The following is a 1937-nucleotide window of genomic DNA, read 5'->3' as shown; positions in this document are numbered from 1 at the left end:
GCGCGCATCCAGGCGCCGACCTCGACGAAGACGGCGCCCTGCTCCTCTGCGAAGGCGTGGGAGGGCGGCAGGCGTGTCGGGCGGAAATCCGCCCCGCGATGATGACCGGCAAGCGCGGCGATCGAGACGGGCGTGTACGGCGGACGGAAGGTGGTGGTGCCCACGGCACCCACATAGCGGCCGGTCTGCGCGGCAATCAGCGCGGCGGCGTTCAGGTTCGACGTCTTGCCCTGGTCGGTGGCCATGCCGAGCGTGGTGTAACGCTTGACGTGCTCGGGAACGCGGAAGCCTTCGCGGGTCGCGAGCTTCACGTCGGAGGCCGCCACGTCGTTCTGAAAATCGACGAAGACCTTGCCGCGGCTCTTCTCCACTTGCCAGGTGGCGTCGCGGGGACCGCCTCCTCTTTTGGCGCGGGACGGCGAAGCGCCGAGGGAGAGAAGCCGCAATCACGCGCAGCATCGGCACCCGCCGCCTCCCCGCTCGCCAGACAGGCAGCCAGCGAAACCTTGCCGGACGCCGCGCCGGCCACGCGCATGCCGGGCGGCAGATCGCCAGGCACAAGGCAAGACAGCGTATGGTCCCAGACCGGCTTGCCGTTGAGATGGGTGGTGAGATTCAGCGCCGGGTTCCAGCCGCCGGACATGGCGAGCACGTCGCAATCGAATTGTTCCGTGGCGCCTTTCGCGTCGTTGACCAGGACCGACTTGATGCCGTGCGCGCCACGCACGCTGCCGATCGAGGCCGCTGCAAAATACGGCGCGCGCGCCGCCTCGGCGATAGCCTGCACGGCCTCGGACGGTTCGCGGCGCGCATCGACCAGAGCATTCACCGCGATGCCGGCGTCGGCGAGATCGGCCGCGGTGCGGAAGGCGTCGTCATTGTCGCCAAAGACGACCGCGTGACGGCCGGGGGCGGCGCCGAACCGGTTCACGTAAGTGCGCACGGCGCCCGCCAACATGACGCCGGGGCGGTCGTTGTCGCCAAAAAGGATGGGCCGCTCGAAGGCGCCGGCGCACAGAACGGCACGCTTGGCCACGATGCGCCACAGGCGCTGGCGCGGCTCATGCGCCGGCGGCACGGGCAAATGATCGTTGACCCGCTCGAGCGCGGCGTAGGTGCCGCCGTCATAGACGCGAACACGGAGGTGCGGCGCAGGATCCGGCAATCGGGCAGGCTTTCGAGCTCCGCTTCCGCGGCCGCCACCCATTCATGGGCCGGCCTGCCATCGATCTGGTCGCGCTCGGCCAGAAGGCGGCCGCCGAGACGGAAGTCTTCGTCGCAGAGAATGACGCGGGCGCCCGCCTTGGCGGCGGACAACGCGGCGGAGAGGCCGGCCGCGCCGCCGCCGATGACCAGCACGTCGCAGAAGGCATTCGACTTTTCATAGTGGTCTGGGTCGGCGGCCGATGCGGCGCGTCCGAGACCGGCGGCCCGGCGGATCATGGGCTCGTAGACCTTCTCCCAGAAGGAGGCGGGCCACATGAAGGTTTTGTAGTAGAAGCCCGCGCCGAAAATGGGCGAAGCGAGCTGGTTCACCGAGAGAAGATCGTATTTGAGGGACGGCCAGCGATTTTGGCTCGCGGCGTTCAGCCCATCATAGAGTTCGACCGTGGTGGCGCGGGTGTTGGGCTCACGGCGCGCATTCGTGCGCAATTCGACAAGCGCGTTCGGCTCCTCGGAGCCAGCCGTGAGAATGCCGCGCGGACGGTGATACTTGAACGAGCGGGCGACGAGGCGCACGCCGTTGGCAAGGAGCGCCGAGGCCAGCGTGTCGCCGGGATGGCCGGTGAGCCGCGTGCCGTCGAAGTTGAAGCCGACGACCTTCTTGCGGTCGACGAGACCCTTGTCGCGCAGGCGATTGACTTGGGGCGGGGCCATGTCAGCGCCCCTTCTCGGCGAAGGCGACATCGGTGATCTCGTGGGTGCGCGGTATCGCG

The 1937-nt window shown here is 68.7% G+C and carries 1 pseudogene; it reads right to left on the bottom strand.

Annotated elements, in window-relative coordinates:
* Positions 1 to 1878, bottom strand: a pseudogene (locus AUC71_RS17485) (2Fe-2S iron-sulfur cluster-binding protein); the annotation flags it as partial.
* Positions 1879 to 1937 lie beyond the last annotated feature (59 nt).

It is taken from the genome of Methyloceanibacter marginalis, assembly GCF_001723295.1.
Lineage (GTDB): Bacteria > Pseudomonadota > Alphaproteobacteria > Rhizobiales > Methyloligellaceae > Methyloceanibacter > Methyloceanibacter marginalis.
This window is presented reverse-complemented; position numbering and strand designations above follow the sequence as displayed.